The organism is Mycobacterium asiaticum DSM 44297 (genome assembly GCF_000613245.1).
Lineage (GTDB): Bacteria > Actinomycetota > Actinomycetes > Mycobacteriales > Mycobacteriaceae > Mycobacterium > Mycobacterium asiaticum.
Window position 1 is genome coordinate 353470 of the sequence record NZ_HG964939.1, and the last position, 18482, is coordinate 371951.

The following is an 18482-nucleotide window of genomic DNA, read 5'->3' on the forward strand; positions in this document are numbered from 1 at the left end:
CTAAGGCACACCTACGCGCCGTGTCCGGGTGGCACGCGTTCCCCTTCGAGGGTGGGTCCGGGCGGGGTGCCGTCGCCGAACGGCCTGCCACCTAGTTCCTCCCGACCGTGCGGCGTCCGCCAGCCCGCGAGGTCCGGCCCCTTGGGCACAATGCCGGTCGGGTTGATGTCGGCGTGCACGATGTAGTAGTGCTGCTTGATCTGCACGAAGTCGATGGTGTCGCCGAAACCCGGCGTTTGGAACAGATCCCGGGCATAGGCCCACAGCACCGGCATCTCCGACAGCTTGGTGCGATTGCACTTGAAGTGACCGTGATACACCGGATCGAAGCGCGCCAGCGTGGTGAACAGCCGCACGTCCGCCTCGGTGATGGTGTCCCCTACCAGGAACCGCTGGCGGGCCAGCCGGTCGCTCACCCAGTCCAGCGCGGTGAACAACCGGTCGTAGGCCTTTCCGTAGGCGTCCTGTGAGCCGGCGAAGCCACACCGGTAGACCCCATTGTTGATCTCGGTGTAGATCCGCGTGCTGACCTCGTCGATCTCGTCCCGCAACTTCTCCGGATACAACTGCGGCGCACCGTCGCGGTGGTAGGGGGTCCACTCGGTGGAGAAGTCCATGGTCATCTGCGCGAAGTCGTTGGTGACCACCGCCCCGGTCGGGATGTCCACGATCGCCGGCACCGTGATGCCCTTGTCGTAGTTGGGGATTCGCTTGAAGAAGGCGTCCTGCAACCGCGGAATCTTGAGCACCGGATCCACGCCACCTGGGTCGAGGTCGAATGTCCAGCTGCGCTCGTCGTGGGTGGGTCCGCAAAATCCAATGGAGAGAACGGATTCCAGACCCAACAGCCGGCGAACGATGATGGTGCGATTGGCCCACGGGCACGCCCGGGCGACCACCAGCCGGTAGCGGTCCGGCTCCACCGGGTAGCCGTCGCGCCCGTCAGCCGTGATGCGGGTGGTGATGTAGTTGGTGTCACGGTTGAATTCGCCGGTACCGGCAACATAGCTACCCATCAGGCCGCCTTACACGCTCGCCGCGGTCGGTTCTGAGCCGCTGGTGAATCGCCGGGCCAGATTCGTTTCGGTCGACGGGCCCGGCTCCCACGCTGCGATCCATGGCCCTCTCCCCTCCGATTGGTCGAGGATGCCATCTTCCACCCAGCTGTAGCGACCCTCCAGTACATCGTTGGTCAACCGTACATCGCCGCTGTCGGTGTTTCTCCATAAGGCTTCGAACAGCGCCTCAACCCGTAAAGTCGCTTGCTCGCAGAACAATTCGGCCAACTCATAGGCCTGCTCACCGATCACTGGATCCGCTGCCCGCTGCGCTTCCGCGCGGACGCACACTGCGGCCATCGCGAACAGCTCGGCACCTATGTCGACGATGCGACCCAGGAAACCCTGCTTCTGCTCCAGCTTGGCCTGCCAGCGTGCCATCCCGTAGAAGGTGTTGCGGGCCAGTTTCCGGCTGGAACGTTCGATGAACCGCAGGTGTGACGCCAACGGCCCGAATTCGCCGTACGCCGTGGGTCGCTGCCCCTCACCGAATACCAACTTGGGCAACCACTTTGCGTAGAAGCCGCTCGCACCGACGGCGGCCGCGGCCTTCTGGCGCAGGTCAGCGTCGGGCTTGGCCAGGTCACCGGCTGCGGCCAGGTGCGCATCGACGGCTTCGCGGGCGATGAGCAGCCGCATGATCTCACTGGCGCCTTCGAAGATGCGGTTGATCCGCAGGTCGCGCAGGGACTGCTCCACCGGCGCGGCACGCTCGCCACGCGCCGCGAGCGACTCGGCCGTCTCATACCCGCGCCCGCCGCGGACCTGCATCAGGTCATCGGCGATGACACAGGCCATTTCGCTGCACCACAGCTTCGCCAGTGCCGCCTCGATCCGAATGTCGTTGCGCCCTTCGTCAGCCATCTGACCGGACAACTCCACCACCGCGTCGAGGGCATAGGTGGTCGCCGCCATAAACGCGATCTTGCGGGCCACCGCTTCATGTTTGCCGACCGGCTTGCCCCACTGCACGCGCTCGCGCGACCATTCTCGCGCAATCTTCAACGACCACTTGGCCGAACCGGTCACCATGGCGGGCAACGCCAGTCGCCCGACGTTGAGGGTGGTCAACGCGATCCGCAACCCGTCGCCTTCTCGGCCGATCAGATTCTCGGCCGGAACATGCACCTTGTGCATCCGGGTCACGCCGTTCTCGATGCCGCGCAGACCCATGAACTGGTTACGCCGCTCGACGGTAATCCCGGGCGAATCAGCCTCCACCACAAAGGCACTGATGCCGCCGCGGTGCCCGTCGCTCTTGGGAACGCGAGCCATCACCACGAGCAGATCGGCGACCACCCCGTTGGTGGTCCACAGTTTCACGCCTTCGAGTTCGTAGGCCCGACCGTCGTCCACCGGTGTCGCCGTGGAACCCAACCGGGCGGGGTCGGAACCCACGTCCGGTTCGGTGAGCAGGAACGCCGACACCGCGCCGGCGGCGCACCGCGGCAGGAACTTTCGCTTCTGCTCTTCACTCCCGGCCAGCTTGAGCGGCTCGGGCACACCGATCGACTGGTGCGCCGACAGCAACGCCCCCAGGCTGGGGTGCACGGTCGTCACCAGCATCAGCGCGCGGTTGTAAGCAACCTGCGACATGCCGAGACCGCCGTACTCGGTCGGGATCTTCATGCCGAAGCAGCCCAGATCGGCCAAACCCTTGACGTATTCGTCGGGAATCCGTGCCTCGCGCTCGATGACGCTACCCTCGATGCCGGTAAGAAACTGCTTGAGCTTGCCCAGGAAGTCCTTGGTGCGCGCCTCCTCGGCGGCGGCTGGCGTGGGGAACGGGTGAATCAGCTCCAGCGGGAAGCGTCCCAGGAACAGCTCTTTGGCAAAAGATGGCTTGTCCCAACCGCTTTCGCGAGATTCCTCGGCGACGGCTCGCGCTTGTTCCTCGGTGACCTCTTGCTGTGCCATTGCCGCCTCCTCGCCGATGCATCCCGACTAGACCGGGATACCCGCTTCGGGTGAGGATACGCCGAGCCAGGCGCGCCCAGACGCGCTAAGCCTCGAACTCCCGGGCGACCGCCTTCACCACCTCGGAGACCTGGCGCGCGGTTTTGCGGTCCGGGTAGCGGCCCTTGCGCAACTCCGGCTGCACCTTGTCCTCGAGGAAGGTGATCAGATCCGCGAGCATGCCGTGCAGTTCGTCGGGGCTGTGCTTGTGTTCGGCCGGCGCCTGACGCGCTGCCTCGCGACGGGTCCTGGTGAGGCTCGGCGGCGGGTCGATCAGCTTGAGGCTCAGCGCCTGCGGTCCGCGCCGACCGGACGCGATGCCGAACTCGACGCGCTGACCAGCTTTGAGGCCCTCGACACCTTCGGGCAACGCCGAAGAGCGGACGTAAACGTCTTCGCCGTCCTCCTGCGACAGGAAGCCGAACCCCTTTTCGGGGTCGTACCACTTCACTTTGCCGGTCGGCACTGCTCTCACCTGCTTGTCTGACGAATCACTGGGTATGCAACATAAAACGCGTCCCGCATGCACAGGACGCGATGACGATCTCAGATCCTACTCGCGCGGTTCACCACCGAGCACCCCGGTTTACCCGCCACTCGGTACCCTGGTCTTACCGCTGGAGGAGATATGCGCCTGATCCTGAATGTCATCTGGTTGGTTTTCGGTGGCCTCTGGTTGGCCCTCGGATACCTGCTCGCTGCGCTTGTCTGCTTCCTGCTCATCGTCACCATCCCGTTCGGCTTCGCGTCGCTGCGCATCGCGTCCTACGCGCTGTGGCCGTTCGGCCGGACGATCGTCGAGAAGCCGGGCGCTGGGACGGGCGCGTTGATCGGCAACGTCATCTGGGTGCTGCTGTTCGGAATCTGGCTGGCGATCGGGCATCTGGCGAGCGCGCTGGCGATGGCCATCACGATCATCGGGATTCCCTTGGCACTGGCGAACCTCAAACTGATCCCGGTGTCGCTGGTGCCGCTGGGCAAGGAAATCGTTCCGGCCGACGCGCCGGGCCGTTATGGGGTACCGGCATGACCCTGACCGCGCTGGGACTGCCAACCGTGCCGGGTCCGCGTTCGAGTGGGTCGTCGGAGGGTGCCCCCGCGCAAGGCCCGCTGATCGATACCTACGGCCGCATCGCGACCGATCTGCGGGTGTCCCTGACAGACCGCTGCAATCTGCGGTGCACCTACTGCATGCCTGAGCAGGGTCTGAATTGGTTGCCCGGCGACGAGCTGCTCACCCCGGAGGAACTGATCCGGCTGATGCGCATCGCCGTGACCCGGCTGGGCGTCACCAGCGTGCGGTTCACCGGCGGTGAGCCACTACTGGTGCGCCACCTCGAAGACGTCATTGCCGGAGCCGCGAGCCTGGATCCCCGTCCGGAGATATCCCTGACCACCAACGGGGTGGGGCTGGCCCGACGGGCGGCGGCATTGGCCGCGGCCGGTCTGGACCGGGTCAACGTGTCGCTGGACAGCATCGACCCCGACCACTTCGCCGCCATCACCCGCCGCAACCGCCTCGACGACGTGCTGGCCGGGCTGACGGCCGCCAGCGCGGCCCGACTCGGACCGGTCAAGGTGAACGCGGTGCTGGACCCCGCCACCGGCCGCGAGGACGTCGTCGAACTATTGCGGTACTGCCTCGGGTTGGGCTATCAGTTGCGCGTCATCGAGCAGATGCCCCTCGACGCCGGCCATCAGTGGCGCCGTGGCGCCGGGCTAAGCGCCGACGATGTGCTCGCGGCCCTGCGGCCGCATTTCCGGCTCCGGCCCGACCCGGCGCCGCGGGGTTCGGCGCCCGCCGAGCTGTGGCTGGTCGACACGGGCCCGAACACCCCGTCCGGAAAATTCGGCATCATCGCCTCGGTGTCGCACGCGTTCTGCTCGGCGTGTGACCGCACCCGGCTGACCGCCGATGGGCAGATTCGCAGCTGCCTGTTCGCCACCGAGGAGACCGACCTCCGCGGGCTGCTGCGCGGCGGCGCCGACGATCACACCATCGAGGCGGCATGGCGCGCGGCGATGTGGGGCAAGCCCGCCGGCCACGGCATCAACGACGCCGGGTTCGTCCAACCCGACCGACCGATGAGTGCCATCGGTGGCTGAGAAATCCAGCGCGGATCAGATCGCGGTCACCGTTCGCTACTTCGCGGCTGCCCGCGCGGCGGCGGGTACCGAGTCGGAAACGCTCGCGTTGCGAACGGGTACCACCGTGGCCGAGTTGATTAAGGAACTCGCGAATCGGGGTACTCCGCTGGCAACGGTGTTGAGCCGCTGCTCCTATCTACTGGACGGAATTGCCGTCCGAGATGAGACGTCGACGTTATCCGCCGGAAACACGGTTGACGTACTTCCGCCCTTCGCTGGCGGTTAAAACTGTGACATATCTCACGTAACGGAAAGATAACAACCCGGCCACGCTCCGATTTCGGGTGCTATGAGCTGGGCAAACGTCGACCGTTCCTGGCGTTTTGCGCGGCGGCTGTGACCAAAACGCCCGTTTCATCCAGACGTGACGAGATCGCTTGAACCCGCTAGCGTCTCGGGGGGTTCGTCAAACCAACCCGAATGACGAGCCCTCCCTTACCTATAACGCGCCGAGCTCCATCCAGTAGGTGAGGGATTCCGACCCGCGGATGGAGGCGGGGGACCCACCAGGTCCGCCGAGATCGGACCGGGCCGTGCGGCCCTAGGGGTGAAGCCGACGTTGCGTCAACGGTGACCGATGCGGCCGGGTGACCTCTTCCACCCGAACCCGACAGCTGACCTCGCAGGCGTGCACACGAGAGGAATTTCTGAGCGTATGAGTGGACGGCACCGTAAGCCCACTACCTCCAGCGTCAGCGTCGCCAAGGTTGCCTTCACCGGCGCCGTGCTGGGCGGCGGCAGCATCGCCATGGCCGCCCAGGCAGCCGCCGCGACCGACCAGGAATGGGACCGCGTCGCTGCTTGCGAGTCCGGCGGCAACTGGTCGATCAACACCGGTAACGGGTTCTACGGCGGCGTTCAGTTCGCGGCCGGCACCTGGGCCTCGCACGGCGGCAGTGAGTTCGCGCCCTCGGCCCAGCTGGCCACCAAGGACCAGCAGATCGCCATCGCCGAGCGCGTGCTGGCCACCCAGGGCCGCGGCGCCTGGCCGGTGTGCGGCACCGGGCTGTCGGGCCCCACGCCGCGCAACGCACTTCCCCAGCCGGCCGGCCTCGACCAGCCGCTGGACGCCCCTGGCCTGAACGGCGAGCTGGCCCCGCCGCCGGGTGACGTGCCGCCGCCCGCCGTGGCGCCCGCCCCCGGGGTGCAGCTGGCCGGAAACGACCTGCCTGCTCCCGCCCAGGTGACCCCCGCGTCCGTCGAGCTGGCACCGGCTCCGGCCGAGCTGCCGCCCGCGCCGGCCGAACTTCCGCCCGCGCCGGCCGAACTCGCGCCGGCACCCGCCGAGCTGCCGCCCGCGCCGGCCGAGGAGCTCCCGCCGGCGCCTGCCGAGCTGCCGCCGGCCCCCGAGGAAATCGCACCGGCGCCCGGCGACGTGCCGCCCGCTCCGGAGGTCGCTCCCCCGGTCATCGAGGCCGGCTTCCAGCCCGCCGAGGTGCCGCCGGCGCCCGCCGAGGCCCCGCAGCCCGTCACGATCCACGAGGTCTCGACCGTCGGCTACACCCAGCAGCTGTGGCAGGCGATCGTCGACCAGGGAGTTGCCGGTAACGACGCGCTCGACGCGTTCGCGGCGGGCCCGATCAGCTGAGGTGGCGGCCTGAGCCCAGCCGGTTCAGGCCGAACCCACCCATTCCTCACCACCGTCGTCGAAGAACTGGTGCTTCCACACCGGTAGTCGTTCCTTGATGGTGTCCACCAACTCCGCGCAGGTGCTGAAAGCGGCCTGGCGATGGTCCGCGGCGACCGCGGCCACCAAAGCGGCCTGCCCGATGTGTAGTACCCCGATACGGTGGCTGGCCGCGACCGCGCGCACACCGCTGGCTCGCTCGGCGACGTCGGCGACCACCTCGGCGAACACCTGCTGAGCCGACGGGTGTGCGGAGTATTCGAGCCGCACCACCTGCCGTCCGCCGTCGTGGTCGCGGATCATGCCGACGAAGCCGACGACGGCTCCCGCGGACTGGTGGCCGACCAGGGCCTCGTGTTCGGCGAGCGAGATCGGCTGCTCGGTCACTGCGGCGCGCAGGACCAGGGTCATCGCCGGTGATCTTTGCCGGCGAGCTGATCCAGTGCGTGGTTGAGCACCTCGGCGAGGACCCCGAGTCCGTCCCGAACGCCGCCGGGCGATCCCGGCAGGTTGATGATCAACGTCTGGCCCGCCACCCCGCACACCCCGCGCGACAGTACCGCGGTCGGCACCTTTGACTCGCCCGCACGCCGGATGGCGTCGGCCAGCCCGGGAATGACGAAATCCAGCACGGCCACAGTCTGTTCCGGGGTGCTGTCGGTGGGGGAGATGCCGGTGCCGCCGGAGGTGATCACCACGTCGACACCGTCGTCGAGAGCATCGTTCAGTGCCTCACCGACCGGGTTGCCGTCGGCGACCACCTGAGGCTGCACCGGCAAAAACCCGTGCTTCTCCAGCCATTCCGCGATGATCGGCCCGGTTTCGTCGGTGTAGGTACCGCTGGCGGCTCGGGTGCTGGCGATGATGACGCGGGCGGTGCGGCTCATGGCCGCACCCAACTTCCGCGACGACCGCCTTCTTTGCGAAGTACCCGAATGTCGTCGATGCGCGCGGCCGGGTCGACCGCCTTGATCATGTCGTACAGGGTCAGGGCCGCCACACTCACCGCGGTCAACGCCTCCATCTCCACCCCAGTTCGGTCGGTGCTGCGCACCATAGCAGTGATCTCGATCTCCGCTTTGCCGACGGCGAAATCGACATCCACTCCGGTGAGGGCAAGCTGATGGCACAACGGGATCAGCTCACTGGTGCGCTTGGCCGCCAGGATGCCCGCTACCCGGGCGGTGGCCAGCGCATCACCCTTGGGCAGACCGCCGCTGGAGATCAGCGCCACGACTTCCGCAGCGGTACGCACGACACCGGCCGCGACGGCGGTACGTCGCGTCGTTCCTTTTTCGGTGACGTCGACCATGTGCGCTGCTCCTCGCTCATCGAGGTGAGACAGCGCGTTCACCGGGGCTTCAGACGGCCCGGCCGCCCCGGACATGCCGATGACCTACCAGGTCGCGTCGGTCACCGGATGGACATAGGGCAGCTCGTCGGCGGGCACCGGGAACACCACCTCACCAAAGGGTGAGAGCGCACCCGTGCGGTCTGTGACGAGTTCGCTCACCGCGTGGTCGTCCGGGTCGGTGGTCGGCCAGCCGTTGTCCACGTACTTTGCTTTGCCTCTGTCAGCCACGCGCTCCATTCTGACAGGTCGTCACACCGTGTGCGGCGGAAGGCTGCCGGTCGCGCCTAGGCTTGATCAGCAATGACCGAACATTCCCCGGATATTCCGCTGGGGTCCTGGCTGGCCGACTTGCCCGACGAGCGGCTGATCCTGCTGCTGGAGCTGCGACCGGACCTCGCCCAGCCGCCGCCCGGCAGCATCGCGGCGCTGGCCGCGCGCGCCCAGGCGCGTCAGTCGGTAAAGGCTGCCACCGACGATCTCGATTTCTTGCGGCTGGCCGTGCTCGACGCGCTCTTGGTGCTGCAGGCCGACGCCGAACCAGTCCCGGCCTCGAAGTTGCTGACGTTGCTTGGGGACCACGCAGCCGAGGACGACGTCGCCGCCGCACTGGACGACCTTCGGGACCGCGCGCTGGTGTGGGGCGAGAACACAGTGCACGTGGCCGCCGACGCGGGGACGGCCTTGCCGTGGCATCCCGGTCAGGTCACGCTCGAGGACCGCACCCATACCGGGGATGAGATCTCGGCCCTGATCGCTTCGGTCGATGATGCGCAACGCGAAGTCCTCGAGAAGCTGCTCGAAGGTTCACCGATGGGACGCACCCGCGACGCGGCCCCCGGCGCTCCGCCGGACCGGCCGGTGCCCCGGTTGCTGGCGACGGGCCTGCTGCGACGCATCGATGCCGAGACGGTGATCCTGCCGCGCCACGTAGCGCAGGTGTTGCGCGGCGAGAGCCCGGGCCCGATGCGGCTCACCCAGCCGGATCCGACCGTCTCGAAAACCAAACCCGCGGACGTCGACGCGGCGGCCGCCGGCGCGGTCATCGACCTGCTGCGCGAGGTCGACGTGCTGCTCGAAAACCTGGGTACCGCACCGGTTGCCGAGCTACGCAGCGGCGGCTTGGGGGTTCGTGATCTCAAACGACTCTCGAAGATGACCGGAATCGACGAGCCGCGGCTCGGGCTGGTGCTTGAACTTTCGGCCGCGGCGGGCCTGATCGCCAGTGGCATCCCGGACCCCGAGCCCTCGCAAGGTGATGGGCCATACTGGGCCCCGACGACGTCGGCCGACCGGTTCACCACGCTCGGCGCCGCCGATCGTTGGTACCTACTGGCCAGCACCTGGCTGGAGCTGCCGGGCCGGCCAGCATTGATTGGCACCAGAGGCCCCGACGCCAAACCGTATGGCGCCCTGTCGGATTCGCTGTTCTCCACCGCCGCGCCATTGGACCGGCGGCTGTTGCTGGGCATGCTGGCCGCACTACCGCCGGGCGCCGGGGTCGACGCGAAGAGCGCCTCGGCGGCTTTGATCTGGCGCCGCCCGCGTTGGGCCCGTCGGCTTCAGCCCGAACCCGTCGCCGATCTGCTCGCCGAGAGCCATGCGCTGGGCCTGGTGGGGCGCGGAGCGATCAGTACGCCCGGTCGCGCCCTGCTTGCCGACAACGCCGATCCCGGTGCCGTCGTCGCCGCGATGACGCATGCGTTGCCCGAACCGATCGACCACTTTCTGCTCCAAGCCGACCTCACCGTCGTGGTACCGGGGCCGCTGGAGCGTGACCTCGCCGATGAACTGTCCGCCGTCGCTACTGTCGAATCCGCTGGCGCGGCAATGGTTTACCGGGTCAGCGAGCAGTCGATCCGGCATGCACTCGACGTCGGCAAAACCCGCGACTGGATGCACGCCTTCTTTGCCCATCATTCCAAAACCCCGGTGCCGCAGGGACTCACCTATCTCATTGACGACGTCGCCCGCCGCCACGGTCAGCTGCGCATCGGCATGGCCGCATCGTTTGTCCGCTGCGAGGACCCGGCACTGCTGGCTCAGGCCATTGCGGCCCCGGCGGCCGAACGGCTGCATTTGCGCGCGCTCGCGCCGACCGTGGCGGTCTCGCCGGCGCCGATAGCCGACGTGCTGGTGGCGTTGCGTTCGGCGGGATTCGCACCGGCCGCCGAGGATTCCACCGGTGCGATCGTGGACATGCGCAGCCGAGGCGCCCGCGTGCCGGTGCCGCAGCAGCGCCGGCCGTACCGGCCCGCGCAGCGACCCAGCGCCGAGACGCTGCAGGCTGTCGTCGCCGTGCTGCGTAAGGTGACCGCGGCGCCGTTCGGGAATAACCGCGTGGACCCCGCGGTTGCAATGTCGTTGCTGCAGCGAGCCGCCCAGGACCAGGAAACGGTGCTGATCGGATACCTGGACGCCGCGGGCGTGGCCACCCAGCGGGTGGTGGCTCCGGTCGTCGTCAAGGGCGGTCAGCTGGTGGCGTTCGATTCGGCTTCGGGGCGGATGCGTGATTTCGCGATCCACCGCATCACGTCGGTAATGGCGGCCGAGGAATAGTGGAGAGGAGTTGCAGGTGCCTGACGGGCCGTTGATCGTGCAGTCGGACAAGACCGTGCTGCTCGAGGTGGACCATGAACTGGCCGGTGCCGCACGTGCCGCCATCGCGCCGTTCGCCGAGCTGGAGCGCGCCCCCGAGCATGTCCATACCTACCGAATCACCCCGCTGGCGCTGTGGAATGCCCGCGCCGCCGGTCACGATGCCGAGCAGGTTGTCGACGCGCTGGTCAGCTTTTCCCGCTACGCCGTCCCACAGCCGTTGCTGGTCGACATCGTCGACACCATGGCCCGTTACGGCCGGCTGCAACTGGTCAAGCATCCCGCGCACGGGCTGACATTGGTGAGTCTTGACCGCGCGGTGCTCGAGGAAGTGCTGCGCAATAAGAAGATCGCCCCGATGCTGGGCGCCCGCATTGACGATGACACCGTCGTGGTCCATCCCAGCGAGCGGGGCCGCGTCAAGCAGATGCTGCTCAAAATTGGTTGGCCCGCCGAAGATCTCGCCGGCTACGTGGACGGCGAGGCGCATGCGATCAGTCTGCAGCCCGACGGCTGGGAACTGCGCGACTACCAGCAGCTGGCTACCGAGTCGTTCTGGGCTGGAGGTTCGGGCGTGGTGGTGCTCCCCTGCGGTGCCGGCAAGACTCTGGTCGGCGCGGCCGCGATGGCCAAAGCCCAAGCCACCACGCTGATCCTGGTCACCAACATCGTCGCGGCGCGGCAGTGGAAGCGTGAACTGGTGGCGCGTACCTCGCTGACCGAGGACGAGATCGGCGAATATTCCGGGGAGCGCAAAGAGATTCGGCCCATCACCATCTCGACGTATCAGATGGTCACTCGACGCACCAAGGGTGAGTACCGCCACCTGGAGCTGTTCGACAGCCGCGACTGGGGCCTGATCATCTACGACGAGGTGCACCTGTTGCCGGCGCCGGTATTCCGGATGACCGCCGACCTTCAATCCAAACGGCGACTGGGGCTGACCGCCACGCTGATCCGCGAAGACGGACGTGAGGGCGACGTCTTCTCGTTGATCGGCCCCAAACGCTATGACGCGCCGTGGAAGGACATTGAAGCTCAGGGCTGGATTGCCCCGGCCGAGTGTGTGGAAGTACGGGTCACGATGACCGACAACGAGCGGATGATGTACGCCACCGCCGAGCCGGAGGAACGTTATCGGCTTTGTTCGACGGTGCACACCAAAATCGCTGTGGTCAAATCTATTTTGAAGAACCACCCGGGTGAACAGACGCTGGTGATCGGCGCCTACCTCGACCAGCTCGACGAGCTCGGCGCGGAGCTGGACGCGCCGGTGATTCAGGGCGCCACCAAAACCAAGGAACGCGAAGCGTTGTTCGATGCTTTCCGCCGGGGTGAGATCTCCACGCTGGTGGTCTCGAAGGTGGCAAACTTCTCCATCGACCTTCCGGAAGCCTCCGTGGCGGTTCAGGTTTCGGGCACGTTCGGCTCCCGACAGGAAGAGGCCCAACGGTTGGGCCGGCTGCTGCGGCCCAAGGCCGACGGCGGCGGCGCCATCTTCTATTCGGTGGTGGCGCGCGACAGCCTCGACGCCGAATACGCCGCACACCGGCAGCGGTTCCTCGCCGAACAGGGCTACGGCTACATCATCCGCGACGCCGACGACCTGCTGGGGCCCGCTATCTAACGCTGCGCCCGCAATCTAGCGCTGCGCCCGCTATCTAGCGCTGTGCCGCGAGCAGACGCAGAATCGCACCGAACCCTTTGGGTTTGTGCGATTCTGCGTCTGCTCGCGCTACTCCGCTACTCGCGCTACTACTAGAGGGACAGGATCGTCGCCGACGCGGTGCCCGGTGCACCATAGACCTGCGCCAGGCCAACACGGGGGTTGCCCGGCACCTGGCGTTCGCCGGCTTGCCCCCCGTAGTTGGCGCACCAGCTCATGCATCTGCCGCAATCCGGAGGCGCCGATCGGCTCGCCATTGGCGATCAGACCGCCGTCGGTGTTGACCGGCAGCGAGCCGTGGATCTCGGTGGCGCCGTCGGCCAACAGCTTCTCCTGCTCACCGTCGGCGCACAGGCCCGTCTCGGCCATATGGATCACCTCGTTGCCGGCGTCGGTGTCCTGCAGCTGGGCAACATCGACGTCCTCGGGCCCGATGCCCGCCGCCTCGTAGGCCGCCTTCGCGGCATAGACGGTCGGCGAGACGTCCTCGTCCAGCGGGGCGAAGGTGGCATGCACCTCATAGGCGCCGTAACGGCGGGTGCGGATCTCGCAGGCACGCACGTACACCGGCTTGTCCGTGAACTTGTGCGCCATGTCGGCCCGGCACATGACGACCGCCGCGGCCCCCTCGTCGGGCGCACAGAACATGTACTGCGTGAGCGGATAATTGAGCACGGCCGAGTTCAGGATCTCTTCCTCGGAAATCGCTTTGCGCCGGAAAGCATTCGGGTTCAGCGCACCGTTGCGGAAGTTCTTGGCGGCCACCTTGGCCAGGGTGGCCTGGGAGATGTTGTGGTCGTGCAGGTACTTGTTGGCCTTCATGCCAAAGAACTTGGTCGTGACGAACTGGCCGTTCTGGGCGTACCACTGCGGCAGCGCCAACTTGGCGGGGTCATCGGTGAACGCACCGCGCGGATGCTTGTCCAGGCCGATCGCGATGCCGAGGTCATACTTGCCCAGCCGGATCGTGTCCGCCGTCTGCTGTATGGCGCTGGCAGCGGTGGCGCAGGCGTTGAACACGTTGGTGAACGTGATGCCGGTCAGCCCGACCAGGCGGGTCACGGCGTCGGGGTTGGACACCTCGTGGCTACCGCCGAACCCGAACTGGATGTCCTTCCACTCCACTCCAGCGTCGGTCAGCGCGGCCTGGATCGCTTCGGCGCCCATTTGCATCGCGGTCTTGTCGAACCGGCCGAACGGGTGCAACCCCACGCCGATGATCGCCACATCGTTGGTCATCTCACGCCCCCTCGGAGACCGGTTGGAACGCGAAGGTCAAAATCTCGTTGCCTTCTTCGTCGGTGGTCAGCGGGACGAACGTCAGGTCTACCTGTTGACCGAATTGCAGCTTGGCCGGGTCGTTCTCGGTAAGCCGGCCTTCGACGCGGATGACGTCATCGAGCTGGACCAGGCCGACCCCGAACGGGACGAAGTCCTTGCCCGTCGGGCCGGCATAGGGGGCGCCCGGCGGAAATCCCTGGGTGGTCCATGCCACCAGACTGCCGCGCCGGGGCAATAGCACCTCGCTCATTTCTCCGAGGCTGCAGCGCGGACACCACTGCTGCACCGGGAACGTCGTGGCCCCACAGCTGCCGCAGCGACTCCCGATGAGCTGCGGGTTCTCATCAGGCCAGGTCGAGATGTCGGGGGCAAGTACCTTCTGCATCGAGGTCCTCCGTCAGGCAGGAGAAAAGTACGACTCACCAAACGGTACAACAGCGTTCCAGAAAAGCGGAAATTGCATTCTCGCTACTGATCGCCGGTCGGTCACATGCATAACGTCCTGCCCGATTGAGAGCAATTACGATTTGGCCATGTCCCTCGAGGTTGGCCAGGTGTTCGCCGGATACACGATCCTGCGGATACTGGGTGCCGGCGGCATGGGCCGGGTGTATTTGGCGACGCACCCGCGGTTGCCGCGTGACGACGCACTGAAGGTGCTGCCCGCTGAGTTCACCGACGATCCCGAATACCGGGCCCGGTTCGCCCGCGAAGCCGACCTTGCGGCGGGCCTTTCCCACCCGCACATCGTGCGCATCTATGACCGCGGTGAGAATGACGGCCTGCTATGGATCTCGATGGACTACGTGGCCGGCACCGACGTCGCCAATCTGCTGGCCGAGCGTTACCAGGCCGGGATGCCCGTCGACGAAGTGGTTTCGACAATCAGCGCCGTCGCCTCAGCGCTGGACTACGCCCATCACCGTGGCCTGCTGCATCGCGACGTCAAACCCGCCAACATCCTGCTCACCCACCCAGACGGCGGGCAGGACCGACGCATCTATCTGGCCGATTTCGGCATCGCGCGACGCATGGACGACGGGACGGGTATCACGGCCGCCGACGTGGCCGTGGGCACCGTTGCCTACGCCGCCCCCGAGCAACTCAAGGCCGGGCCGATTGACGGGCGTGCTGACCAATATGCGTTGGCCTGCACGGCTTTTCACCTGCTGACCGGCGCGCCGCCGTTCGATCACACCAACCCCACGGTGGTGATCACGCAGCACATCGGCACCCCGCCGCCCTCGATCGGCGACCGGCGTCCCGAGCTCGCCGGATTGAACCCGGTGTTTGCCAAGGCATTGGCCAAGGAACCGGCCGACCGGTTCGCTAACTGCGGTGAGTTTGCGTTGGCACTGAGCAAGCACCTCACCCCGTATCAATACGACACTCCAATTGCGTTGCACGCCCAGCACACTCAGCCGTCTATTCCCCTTCCGGTGCCGACGCGGGAGCCCCGCAGCGGCTGGGCGCAGCGCCCCGCGGTACTGATCGGCGCACTCGTCGTCGTGGCGTTGCTACTGGTCGGCGGCGTGTTCGCCGGCGTCAAGCTCACCCAATCATCGCGCAAGCCCACCAGTACCGCCGCGCCCCAGCCTGCGAACCCCGCGCCGCCGTCCATATCGTCTGCTGGTCCGGCGGGTCCGTTCACTGGCACCTATCGCGCCGACTTCGGGCCCCTCACCGATCTGGACGGCAATCAGGCTCCCGATGCCGAGCCGTCCACCGGCACATACGCCGTGCGGTCGATATGCGCAGGGAATGGGTGCGTCGCGACCGCATCGCGACTGAAGGGGGAACCTCACTTCGCCTCGACCATGGTGTTCGACCAAGTCGGCGGAACCTGGCTGGCAGTGGCACTTTCGGCGAGTCCGTGTCGAAACAGCACCGGGGAGATCTGGGAGGTGTTCCGGCTGCAAGCCCGTCCGGACGGCACGCTCAGCGGCGAGCAAACCCGCACGGCCCGCAACAACTGCCAGGAAAAGCGGACCGTCACGTTCACCCGGACGGGCGACGTCGCCCCCGGCCTCCCTGATCCGGCCACCCTGCCGCCGCGGGTGATATCGGTGGCGGAGGGACTGCGGGGTCATTACCAGCTGACGCGGAAATTCGTCGGCGGAGATCCCCAACAGATGGGCAACTCCGAGATCGTTACGAATTGCCTACGCACCGGCGATCGGTGCATGAGCTACTTTCACGTCAAAACCGGTGACGTGCCATTGATTTTCGCCGCTGGGATGTGGACGTGGGTCGACACGAACAGCGGCAAGTGCCCGGACGGCAGTCCCGCGACGCTCAAAGCCAACGCCCAGTTTCCGTTGCCGCAACCAGTGCAGGATCCGATAACGATTCTCAACGGGAACGGGCACTGGACGCAGACTGGCTCCTGCGCAGTGGATATCGACTTCAGCGAAGTATTCACGCGCACCGGCGATTAACTCAGAGCGGGAATCACTTCCCGCTCGAACAACTCGATACCGGAACGGTCGTAGGCGGCCTCGGGGAAGTAGCAGATCGCGTATTCGCAGCCAAGCTCGCGTATCTTGGTCAGCCGTTCGATGACCTGCTCTGGAGTGCCTGTCGCAGAGTCCGGGATGCCCGCGACCATGGATTCCGCCACGGCCTCGGGCACATAACCGGTCATCCGGTCGCGCACCTGCTGCTGCCGGTCTTTGACCTCCGATTCCGACGTGCCCACGATGGCGGTGAAGTTGGCTGAGCGCACGATGGAGCCGAAGTCGGTACCGACGTTGCGGCAGTGCTCGGCAAGCACTTCGGATTTGTGGGCGAACGCCTCGGGTTCGGGGGTGAAGTTGGTGTACTGCGCGTACTGCGCGGCGATTCGCAACGTGACCTTCTCACCGCCGCCGGCAATCCATAACGGAATACCGTTGTCTTGCAACGGTTTGGGGGACACGATCGCGCCATCGACCTGGTAGTGCTTGCCGTCGAAGCTGACTTTGCCGTCGCGCCAGGCGGCACGCATGATTTGCACGCCCTCGTCGAGCCGTGCCAGCCGCACACCCGCCGACGGGAAGCCGTAGCCGTAGGCCCGCCATTCGTGTTCGTACCAGCCGCCGCCGATGCCCATCTGCACGCGGCCGCCGGAGATGATGTCGGTGGTGGCCGCGATCTTGGCGAGGTAGACCGGGTTGCGGTAGCTCATGGCGGTGCACATCTGGCCCAGCTTGATCCGCGAGGTGACGGCGGCGTAGGCCGCCATCAACGACCACGCCTCGTGCGTCGCTTCGTCGCTCGGCAGCGGCACGGTGTGGAAGTGGTCGTAGACCCACAGTGATTCCCAGGCGCTGCCGTCGGCGTACGTGGCCAGATCGCGCATCACCGCCCAGTGCCGCTCGGGTTCGATGCCGACGAGGTCCATTCGCCAGCCTTGCGGGATGAAGAGACCAAAGCGCATGCGGTTGACTTTAACCCGGCGACGATGCGGGCCGGAACGGGCCGCTGAGGAGGCGGGCAATCGAGCCCAGCCCGGCGACGATGCGGGCCGGAACGGGCCGCTGAGGAGGCGGCGATGACGAACCGGCCAGCACCTATCCTTGACAGACGCGAAGTAAGGGGTCGCCGTGCGCGTTCTGATCTCCGGGGCCAGCATCTCCGGGCCAGTGCTCGCCTACTGGCTCAACCGCTACGGCTTCGAAGTCACCGTCGTGGAGCGCGCGCCGACACTGCGCAAGACCGGCGGCCACGCGGTCGACCTGTTTCGGCCGGCGATGGAAATCTCGGAGAAAATGGGCGTACTGCCCCAGATCGAGGCGTCGGCCACGGGCACCTCGCGCTTGACCATCCACCCCCAGGGAGCCAAGCGCCCTGTCGTCGTCGACGTCTCGAAACTCGTCGCCGCCGCCTCGGATCGGCACGTCGAGATCATGCGCGACGACCTCAGCGAGGCGTACTACGGCGCCGGGCGGGATCACGTCGAGTACCTGTTCGGAGACTCGATCACCGCCATCTCTTCCGACGGCGAGGTGACATTCCAGCATCAAGCCCGGCGGAGCTTCGATGTCGTGGTCGGCGCCGACGGATTGCACTCCAATGTGCGACAACTTGTCTTCGGCACGGATGTGGGTCGCACGAAGTTCCTCGGTGGTTACCTGGCCGTTCACTCGGCACCGAAAGACCTCGCGCTCGACGGGGAATCGACCGCGTATTTCGGGCCCGGGCGCACGGCGATGATCTACACCGCCAAACCGCTGGAGGATGCGCGGGTGGTTTACCTGTTCCGGAGCAAGGTCGAACTTCAATACCACTATCGAGATGTGCTGCGGCAGAAGGATTTACTGCGGGAGCGATTCGCAGGTATGAACCCCGAAGTCGGCGTTTGGCTGGATGAACTCGACCGCACCCCGGCTTTCTACTTTGACTCGATCACCCAGTTGCAACTGGACACCTGGTCGAGTGGCCGGGTGACGTTGGTCGGGGACGCAGGATATTGCCCTGGGCCTGCTGTCGGCGGCAGCACCAGCTTGTCGGTATTCGGCGCCTATGTGCTTGCCGGTGAAATGGCCCAAGCCCGCGGTGATTACAGGCGCGCATTCGCCGAATACGAGCGGCAGTTGGCCGATCCGGTGCGGCGTAGCCGTGCGTTCGCCCGAGTCACTGCCAAACGCCTGATCCCTGACTCGACAAGGGGCATGTGGGCGCTGACCCGCGCGGCGCAGTTGATGTCGGTGCTACCCACCGGCGTCACCCGGGCAATCACGAGGTTGAACTCCAAGAGCGTGCGGGTATTCGACTCGATGCAGTTCAAGGATTACTCGCGCGTCTGAGTGCGTTTGG

At 66.5% G+C, this 18482-nt stretch carries 17 protein-coding genes, 1 pseudogene and 1 riboswitch; of the genes and pseudogenes, 8 read left to right on the forward strand and 10 right to left on the reverse strand.

Annotated features, from left to right (window positions below):
* Positions 1–11: 11 nt before the first annotated feature.
* The 3 genes from BN972_RS25565 to BN972_RS25575 all read right to left on the reverse strand — a co-directional run bounded on the left by BN972_RS25565 (position 12) and on the right by BN972_RS25575 (position 3480).
* Positions 12–1016: a glutathione S-transferase family protein gene (locus tag BN972_RS25565; RefSeq protein WP_036364976.1), complete on the reverse strand. Its 1005-nt coding sequence runs from the start codon at positions 1014–1016 to the stop codon at positions 12–14.
* Between the two features lie 9 nt (positions 1017–1025).
* Positions 1026–2975 carry an acyl-CoA dehydrogenase family protein gene (locus BN972_RS25570; protein ID WP_036364982.1) on the reverse strand — a complete coding sequence of 650 codons (1950 nt, stop codon included), beginning with the start codon at positions 2973–2975 and terminating at the stop codon, positions 1026–1028.
* 85 nt (positions 2976–3060) lie between these two features.
* Positions 3061–3480, reverse strand: coding sequence for a cold-shock protein (locus BN972_RS25575; RefSeq protein WP_036364984.1), 420 nt, complete (start codon positions 3478–3480; stop codon positions 3061–3063).
* Between the two features lie 162 nt (positions 3481–3642).
* Between BN972_RS25575 and BN972_RS25580 the strand changes: the two genes are divergently transcribed.
* The 4 genes from BN972_RS25580 to BN972_RS25595 all read left to right on the forward strand — a co-directional run bounded on the left by BN972_RS25580 (position 3643) and on the right by BN972_RS25595 (position 6750).
* Positions 3643–4044: a YccF domain-containing protein gene (locus BN972_RS25580; RefSeq protein ID WP_036364986.1), complete on the forward strand. Its 402-nt coding sequence runs from the start codon at positions 3643–3645 to the stop codon at positions 4042–4044.
* Entirely contained in the window at positions 4041–5120 is a 1080-nt protein-coding gene (moaA, locus tag BN972_RS25585) for a GTP 3',8-cyclase MoaA (RefSeq protein WP_036364988.1), read from the forward strand. Before BN972_RS25580 ends, moaA begins: the two co-directional genes overlap by 4 nt.
* Positions 5113–5388, forward strand: a complete 276-nt coding sequence (locus BN972_RS25590; protein ID WP_036364989.1) for a MoaD/ThiS family protein — start codon at positions 5113–5115, stop codon at positions 5386–5388. Before moaA ends, BN972_RS25590 begins: the two co-directional genes overlap by 8 nt.
* Positions 5389–5604: 216 nt before the next feature.
* Positions 5605–5808, forward strand: a riboswitch (cyclic di-AMP (ydaO/yuaA leader).
* Between the two features lie 9 nt (positions 5809–5817).
* On the forward strand, positions 5818–6750 hold the full coding sequence (locus BN972_RS25595; RefSeq protein ID WP_036364992.1) for a transglycosylase family protein: 933 nt from the start codon (positions 5818–5820) through the stop codon (positions 6748–6750).
* A gap of 24 nt (positions 6751–6774) precedes the next feature.
* Here BN972_RS25595 and BN972_RS25600 read toward each other — a convergent pair whose 3' ends face one another.
* The 4 genes from BN972_RS25600 to BN972_RS25615 are packed head-to-tail and all read right to left on the reverse strand — an operon-like array spanning position 6775 to position 8380.
* A complete protein-coding gene (locus tag BN972_RS25600) occupies positions 6775–7200 on the reverse strand; it encodes a molybdenum cofactor biosynthesis protein MoaE (RefSeq protein ID WP_036364996.1) in 426 nt (141 codons plus the stop codon).
* Positions 7197–7676 carry a MogA/MoaB family molybdenum cofactor biosynthesis protein gene (locus BN972_RS25605; protein WP_036364999.1) on the reverse strand — a complete coding sequence of 160 codons (480 nt, stop codon included), beginning with the start codon at positions 7674–7676 and terminating at the stop codon, positions 7197–7199. The genes BN972_RS25600 and BN972_RS25605 overlap by 4 nt, the downstream gene beginning before the upstream one ends.
* A complete protein-coding gene (gene moaC / locus BN972_RS25610; protein WP_080697209.1) occupies positions 7673–8176 on the reverse strand; it encodes a cyclic pyranopterin monophosphate synthase MoaC in 504 nt (167 codons plus the stop codon). The genes BN972_RS25605 and moaC overlap by 4 nt, the downstream gene beginning before the upstream one ends.
* 9 nt (positions 8177–8185) lie before the next feature.
* On the reverse strand, positions 8186–8380 hold the full coding sequence (locus tag BN972_RS25615; protein WP_036365005.1) for a hypothetical protein: 195 nt from the start codon (positions 8378–8380) through the stop codon (positions 8186–8188).
* A gap of 63 nt (positions 8381–8443) precedes the next feature.
* Here BN972_RS25615 and BN972_RS25620 point away from each other — a divergent pair, with 63 nt between their 5' ends.
* Positions 8444–10699 carry a helicase-associated domain-containing protein gene (locus tag BN972_RS25620; RefSeq protein ID WP_036365007.1) on the forward strand — a complete coding sequence of 752 codons (2256 nt, stop codon included), beginning with the start codon at positions 8444–8446 and terminating at the stop codon, positions 10697–10699.
* Between the two features lie 16 nt (positions 10700–10715).
* Positions 10716–12365 carry a DNA repair helicase XPB gene (locus tag BN972_RS25625; RefSeq protein ID WP_036365902.1) on the forward strand — a complete coding sequence of 550 codons (1650 nt, stop codon included), beginning with the start codon at positions 10716–10718 and terminating at the stop codon, positions 12363–12365.
* Positions 12366–12496: 131 nt separating this feature from the next.
* Here BN972_RS25625 and BN972_RS25630 read toward each other — a convergent pair.
* Positions 12497–13643: pseudogene (locus BN972_RS25630) on the reverse strand (thiolase family protein).
* A 1-nt stretch (position 13644) separates the two neighbouring features.
* Positions 13645–14070, reverse strand: a complete 426-nt coding sequence (locus tag BN972_RS25635) for a Zn-ribbon domain-containing OB-fold protein (RefSeq protein WP_036365009.1) — start codon at positions 14068–14070, stop codon at positions 13645–13647.
* Positions 14071–14218: 148 nt separating this feature from the next.
* Between BN972_RS25635 and BN972_RS31055 the strand changes: the two genes are divergently transcribed.
* Positions 14219–16123 (forward strand): serine/threonine-protein kinase, encoded by a 1905-nt coding sequence (locus tag BN972_RS31055; protein WP_036365013.1) that lies wholly within the window; start codon positions 14219–14221, stop codon positions 16121–16123.
* Here BN972_RS31055 and BN972_RS25645 read toward each other — a convergent pair.
* Positions 16120–17103, reverse strand: coding sequence for an LLM class F420-dependent oxidoreductase (locus BN972_RS25645; protein ID WP_036365016.1), 984 nt, complete (start codon positions 17101–17103; stop codon positions 16120–16122). The two genes, BN972_RS31055 and BN972_RS25645, sit on opposite strands and share 4 nt — an antisense overlap.
* Before the next feature lie 166 nt (positions 17104–17269).
* Here BN972_RS25645 and BN972_RS25650 point away from each other — a divergent pair, with 166 nt between their 5' ends.
* Positions 17270–18472, forward strand: a complete 1203-nt coding sequence (locus BN972_RS25650; protein WP_036365019.1) for an FAD-dependent monooxygenase — start codon at positions 17270–17272, stop codon at positions 18470–18472.
* Positions 18473–18482 lie beyond the last annotated feature (10 nt).

Bases quoted from the DNA above. Each gene is read 5' to 3' on its own strand.
- BN972_RS25580 (WP_036364986.1), top strand. From the start codon at position 3,643: ATGCGCCTGATCCTGAATGTCATCTGGTTGGTTTTCGGTGGCCTCTGG.
- BN972_RS25600 (WP_036364996.1), bottom strand. From the start codon at position 7,200: ATGACCCTGGTCCTGCGCGCCGCAGTGACCGAGCAGCCGATCTCGCTC.
- BN972_RS25565 (WP_036364976.1), bottom strand. From the start codon at position 1,016: ATGGGTAGCTATGTTGCCGGTACCGGCGAATTCAACCGTGACACCAAC.
- BN972_RS25620 (WP_036365007.1), top strand. From the start codon at position 8,444: ATGACCGAACATTCCCCGGATATTCCGCTGGGGTCCTGGCTGGCCGAC.
- moaA (WP_036364988.1), top strand. From the start codon at position 4,041: ATGACCCTGACCGCGCTGGGACTGCCAACCGTGCCGGGTCCGCGTTCG.
- BN972_RS25645 (WP_036365016.1), bottom strand. From the start codon at position 17,103: ATGCGCTTTGGTCTCTTCATCCCGCAAGGCTGGCGAATGGACCTCGTC.
- BN972_RS31055 (WP_036365013.1), top strand. From the start codon at position 14,219: ATGTCCCTCGAGGTTGGCCAGGTGTTCGCCGGATACACGATCCTGCGG.
- BN972_RS25605 (WP_036364999.1), bottom strand. From the start codon at position 7,676: ATGAGCCGCACCGCCCGCGTCATCATCGCCAGCACCCGAGCCGCCAGC.
- BN972_RS25570 (WP_036364982.1), bottom strand. From the start codon at position 2,975: ATGGCACAGCAAGAGGTCACCGAGGAACAAGCGCGAGCCGTCGCCGAG.
- BN972_RS25615 (WP_036365005.1), bottom strand. From the start codon at position 8,380: ATGGAGCGCGTGGCTGACAGAGGCAAAGCAAAGTACGTGGACAACGGC.
- BN972_RS25635 (WP_036365009.1), bottom strand. From the start codon at position 14,070: ATGCAGAAGGTACTTGCCCCCGACATCTCGACCTGGCCTGATGAGAAC.
- BN972_RS25595 (WP_036364992.1), top strand. From the start codon at position 5,818: ATGAGTGGACGGCACCGTAAGCCCACTACCTCCAGCGTCAGCGTCGCC.
- moaC (WP_080697209.1), bottom strand. From the start codon at position 8,176: ATGTCCGGGGCGGCCGGGCCGTCTGAAGCCCCGGTGAACGCGCTGTCT.